This window comes from Flavobacterium sp. (assembly GCF_049590715.1).
GTDB lineage: Bacteria > Bacteroidota > Bacteroidia > Flavobacteriales > Flavobacteriaceae > Flavobacterium.
The window spans coordinates 1-5831 of record NZ_JBAWDL010000093.1; the positions used below are offsets into that span (position 1 = coordinate 1).

Annotated in this window: 4 protein-coding genes; all 4 read left to right on the plus strand. The window is 34.6% G+C overall.

What is annotated here, in order from left to right:
• A partial coding sequence (locus tag WBQ70_RS04565; protein ID WP_423911186.1) for a hypothetical protein occupies window positions 1–261 on the plus strand: 261 nt, incomplete at its 5' end.
• Window positions 262–554: 293 nt separating this feature from the next.
• Window positions 555–4871, plus strand: a complete 4317-nt coding sequence (gene rpoC, locus WBQ70_RS04570) for a DNA-directed RNA polymerase subunit beta' (RefSeq protein WP_423911189.1) — start codon at window positions 555–557, stop codon at window positions 4869–4871.
• Window positions 4872–4980: 109 nt separating this feature from the next.
• Window positions 4981–5283, plus strand: coding sequence for a DUF3467 domain-containing protein (locus WBQ70_RS04575; RefSeq protein WP_423911191.1), 303 nt, complete (start codon window positions 4981–4983; stop codon window positions 5281–5283).
• 203 nt (window positions 5284–5486) lie between these two features.
• Window positions 5487–5831, plus strand: coding sequence for a hypothetical protein (locus tag WBQ70_RS04580; protein ID WP_423911194.1), 345 nt, complete (start codon window positions 5487–5489; stop codon window positions 5829–5831).

Below are 5831 nucleotides of genomic sequence, written 5' to 3' on the forward strand. Positions count from 1 at the left end.
CAACAACCACTTGGAGGTAAAGCTCAATTTGGAGGTCAACGTTTTGGAGAGATGGAGGTTTGGGCACTTGAGGCTTATGGAGCATCGAGTACCCTTAGAGAAATCTTGACTGTGAAGTCTGATGATGTTATTGGTAGAGCTAAAACTTACGAAGCTATCGTAAAAGGCGAGTCTATGCCAGAACCAGGATTACCTGAATCATTCAATGTATTAATGCATGAATTGAAAGGTCTTGGTTTAGATATTAGATTAGAAGAATAATTTATTTTAAAGTATCAGTTTTCAGGTGTAATGCCTGAAAACTGATTACTTATTTTATATGTTTTTAGGATTTATACCCGTAACCCGTTCCGATTTTTTAAAAACTAATATTTTTAACTAGCACTTCAAATTAGCGTTTGAGGTTTAGAGAAGTAACCCGAGGTAGTTTTAAGTCGAAAGTTTGAAAGTCCAAAAGCCTAAAGTCATTCACTGACTTTAAAAACTTTATGACATTTGACTTTAGACTAAACAAAAATCAATTTTTAATTGCAAATAAATCAATAGTAAAAACTATGATGAATAATAGAAACAACAACAATAATAAAGATAAAAACCCGGTTAAAAGGTTTAATAAAATCTCAATAGGTCTTGCTTCACCTGAATCTATCTTGAAAGAATCAAGAGGTGAAGTTTTAAAACCAGAAACTATAAACTACCGTACGCACAAACCAGAACGTGATGGTCTTTTCTGTGAACGTATTTTCGGACCAGTAAAAGATTTTGAATGTGCTTGTGGAAAATATAAAAGAATACGTTACAAAGGAATCATCTGTGACCGTTGTGGGGTTGAAGTTACTGAGAAAAAAGTACGTAGAGATAGAGTAGGTCACATCAACCTTGTTGTGCCAATTGCTCATATTTGGTATTTCCGTTCTCTTCCGAATAAAATTGGTTATATTCTTGGTCTTCCATCTAAGAAATTAGATATGATCATTTACTACGAAAGATACGTAGTTATCCAAGCGGGTATAGCTAAAAATGCAGAAGGTGAATCTCTTCAAAGATTAGATTTCTTAACGGAAGAAGAGTATTTGAATATCTTGGATACACTTCCTCAAGATAATCAATATTTAGATGATTTTGACCCTAATAAATTTGTTGCCAAAATGGGAGCAGAATGTATTATGGATTTATTAGCGCGTATTGATTTAGACCAATTGTCTTACCAATTACGTCACTCTGCTAATAATGAAACGTCTAAACAACGTAAAACAGAAGCTTTAAAAAGATTACAAGTTGTAGAATCTTTCCGTGAGTCTAACTTGAACCGTGAAAACCGTCCAGAATGGATGATTATGAAAGTGGTTCCTGTAATTCCACCAGAATTACGTCCACTTGTACCACTTGATGGAGGTCGTTTTGCAACTTCAGATTTGAATGATTTATACCGTCGTGTAATCATCCGTAACAACCGTTTGAAAAGATTAATGGAGATTAAAGCTCCAGAAGTTATCTTGAGAAACGAAAAACGTATGTTGCAAGAATCTGTAGATTCATTATTTGATAACACTCGTAAAGCATCTGCTGTTAAAACAGAATCAAACAGACCATTAAAATCATTATCTGATTCCTTAAAGGGTAAGCAAGGACGTTTCCGTCAAAACTTACTTGGAAAACGTGTGGATTATTCTGCTCGTTCGGTAATTGTTGTTGGACCTGAATTGAAGTTGTTCGAATGTGGATTGCCAAAAGATATGGCAGCTGAATTATACAAACCTTTTGTTATCCGTAAATTGATAGAAAGAGGAATTGTGAAAACAGTTAAATCTGCTAAGAAAATTATAGATAAAAAAGAGCCTGTAGTTTGGGATATTCTTGAAAATGTAATTAAAGGACATCCAGTATTACTGAATCGTGCTCCTACGTTACACAGATTGGGTATTCAAGCTTTCCAACCAAAATTAATTGAAGGAAAAGCAATCCAATTACACCCATTAGTATGTACAGCGTTTAATGCGGATTTTGATGGGGATCAAATGGCAGTTCACTTGCCACTTGGACCTGAAGCTATCCTTGAAGCACAATTGTTAATGTTGGCTTCTCATAACATATTGAACCCTGCTAATGGTGCTCCAATTACAGTACCATCTCAGGATATGGTCTTGGGTCTATATTATATGACCAAAGAAAGATTATCTACTCCAGAGAAAACAATTTTAGGTCAAGATTTGACCTTCTATTCTGCTGAAGAAACAAATATTGCCTTAAATGAAGGACGTTTAGAATTGAATGCGCGTGTAAAAATCCGTGCTAAAGATTTTAATGAACAAGGGGAACTAGTTTATAAAATCATTCAAACTACCGCTGGACGTGTATTGTTTAATGAAGTAGTACCTGAAGCAGCTGGATATATCAATGATGTATTGACTAAGAAAAATCTTAGAGATATTATCGGTCACGTATTAAATTCAACAAGTGTACCTGAAACGGCTGCCTTCTTGGATAATATGAAAGATATGGGGTATAAATTCGCATTCCGCGGAGGATTATCATTCTCATTAGGAGATATTCGTATTCCAGAACAAAAAACACAATTGATAGCTGATGCTAGAGAGCAAGTTGAAGGTATTTCGGCTAACTATAACATGGGTCTTATCACAAATAACGAACGTTACAACCAAGTTATTGATGTTTGGACTTCTGCCAATGCTCAACTTACTGAATTAGCAATGAAAAATATTAGAGAAGACCAACAAGGGTTTAACTCGGTATATATGATGCTTGATTCTGGAGCGAGGGGTTCTAAGGAACAAATTCGTCAGTTAACTGGTATGCGTGGTTTGATGGCTAAGCCTAAAAAATCGACTGCTGGTGGTGGTGAGATTATTGAAAACCCGATTCTTTCTAACTTTAAGGAAGGTCTTTCGATCTTAGAATACTTTATCTCTACCCACGGTGCTCGTAAAGGACTAGCGGATACGGCTTTGAAAACGGCAGATGCTGGATACTTAACAAGAAGACTTCATGATGTATCTCAAGATGTAATTGTTAATATCGAAGATTGTGGTACTCTTAGAGGTGTAGAAGTTTCTGCATTGAAAAAGAATGAAGAAATCGTTGAATCATTAGGAGAAAGAATCTTAGGGCGTGTTGCTTTGCAAGATGTAATTAATCCTTTGACTAATGAAGTTCTAGTAACTTCTGGACAACAAATTACTGAGGCAATTATGAAAACGATCGAAGCTTCTCCATTAGAGAGAGTTGAAGTTCGTTCACCATTGACTTGTGAAGCGTTAAAAGGAATTTGTGCTAAATGTTACGGTCGTAACTTAGCTACTGGAAAAATGACTCAAAGAGGTGAGGCTGTAGGTGTAATTGCTGCACAGTCTATTGGAGAGCCAGGTACACAGTTGACACTTCGTACGTTCCACGTTGGAGGGGTTGCGGGAGGTATATCTGAAGAGTCTAGTATTATTGCTAAATTCCCAGGTAAACTTGAAGTTGAAGATTTAAAAACTGTAAAAGGAGAAGATAGCGAAGGAAACGAAGTAGATATTGTTGTTTCTCGTTCTACAGAATTAAAATTAGTTGACGAAAAAACGGGTATTGTTTTAAACACACATAATATTCCTTACGGTTCTAGTATTTTCGTAAAAGACGGTCAGTCAATTGCAAAAGGAGATGTAATCTGTAAATGGGATCCATATAATGGAGTTATTGTTTCTGAGTTTACTGGTAAAATTGCTTACGAAGAATTAGAGCAAGGACAATCATTCATGGTTGAAATTGATGAGCAAACTGGTTTCCAAGAAAAAGTAATTTCTGAATCAAGAGCTAAAAAATTAATTCCAACTTTATTAGTTTACGGTAAAGATGGCGAGCTAATTCGTTCGTATAACTTACCAGTAGGTGCCCACTTAATGGTAGATGATGGTGAGAAAATTAAAGCTGGTAAAGTATTGGTTAAAATCCCACGTCGTTCTTCTAAATCTGGAGATATCACGGGAGGTTTACCAAGAATTACAGAGCTTTTGGAAGCTCGTAATCCTTCGAATCCAGCTGTGGTTTCTGAGATTGATGGTGTTGTTTCTTTTGGAAAAATCAAAAGAGGTAACCGTGAGATCGTTATTGAATCTAAATTTGGTGATGTCAGAAAGTACTTAGTGAAACTTTCAAGTCAAATTCTTGTTCAAGAGAATGACTTTGTAAGAGCGGGTATTCCTTTGTCAGATGGAGCAATTACTCCAGACGATATTTTAAGAATTCAAGGTCCAGCTGCTGTTCAACAGTACTTGGTTAACGAAATTCAAGAAGTATACCGTCTACAAGGGGTGAAAATTAATGATAAGCACTTTGAAGTTGTAATTCGTCAAATGATGCGTAAAGTTAGAGTTCAAGATCCAGGAGATACTTTATTCTTAGAAGATCAATTGATCCATACTAAAGATTTTATCGTTGAAAATGATAAATTATATGGTATGAAAGTAGTTGAAGATGCAGGAGATTCTTCTAATTTAAAAGAAGGTCAAATTGTGACACTACGTCAATTGCGTGATGAGAATTCATTATTGAAACGTAATGATCAAAATATCGTTGTAGCTCGTGATGTTATTACGGCAACTGCTACACCAGTATTACAAGGTATTACAAGAGCATCACTTCAAACAAAATCGTTCATCTCAGCTGCTTCTTTCCAAGAAACAACTAAAGTATTAAACGAAGCTGCAGTAGCAGGTAAAATTGATTACTTAGAAGGATTGAAAGAAAATGTAATTGTTGGACATAGAATTCCAGCAGGTACTGGTATGAGAGAATACGACAATGCTATTGTAGGATCTAAAGAAGATTACAATGATATGATGGCCAATAAAGAAGAATATATTTACTAATTTTTTAGTAATTAGTCTATAGTGATTAGTGGTTAGTCTTTTTGGCTAATCACTTTTTGCTATAATTTAGTTGCTAATCACAATTTACTAATCACTAACTACTGAAAACATGAAAGAGCAACAAGAACAAATTAACATTGAATTGGATGAGAAAACAGCAGAAGGAATTTATTCTAACCTAGCGATTATCAACCATTCTTCGTCAGAGTTTGTATTAGATTTTGTTAGTATCATGCCTGGTATTCCAAAAGCTAAAGTCAAGTCAAGAATTGTATTAACTCCGCAACATGCCAAACGATTGCTAAAAGCGATAGGGGATAATATTCACCGATTCGAATTAGCAAATGGAGAAATTAAAGATACAGAACAAGCGCCAATACCGCTTAATTTTGGTCCAGCAGGACAAGCATAACAAAAAAAAGGCTTCCTTTAAAAGAAGCCTTTTTTTATGTTTTTATGTTTTATGAGTTTTATAAAAGGGTTGTTGTCAACTAGATTGCGTATATAAACGATTATAATTGTTGTTTATCGATTATATTTTTAGTGGAACTGATGTTGATCTAATTTTGCTGATGTATAAGAGAAGAATTCTTTTCTCTAGTTTTTAAAACACTTATGATAAATTCAGTAAAACAGAATAATTTTAATAAAACATTAAACAATATACTTGTAGTCTTTGTTTTGCTATTTTCAGTTGCTGTTTTTAGTCAATCACCTGTTAATTCATTAACTGAAGTTGAACAGGTTTCAACTACAGACAATGTAAGTACTTCAAGAGCTTCTTCAAATGTAGAATTTGTTTTATGGTTTATGGGAACAAAACAAAATCCAAACACCACTATTTCTACTGAAGGGCACAGCACAAGAAATGAAATTTTAACTTCAGGTTTAGCACCTAATCGTTTGTTGATAAAAGCATTCTTAAAAAAAGCAGTAAATTTTGAAATCTCTGTAGCATAA

What these genes read in the sequence shown, in the direction of transcription:
- rpoC (WP_423911189.1), top strand. Translation starts at nt 555, where the DNA reads ATGATGAATAATAGAAACAACAACAATAATAAAGATAAAAACCCGGTT.
- WBQ70_RS04580 (WP_423911194.1), top strand. Translation starts at nt 5,487, where the DNA reads ATGATAAATTCAGTAAAACAGAATAATTTTAATAAAACATTAAACAAT.
- WBQ70_RS04575 (WP_423911191.1), top strand. Translation starts at nt 4,981, where the DNA reads ATGAAAGAGCAACAAGAACAAATTAACATTGAATTGGATGAGAAAACA.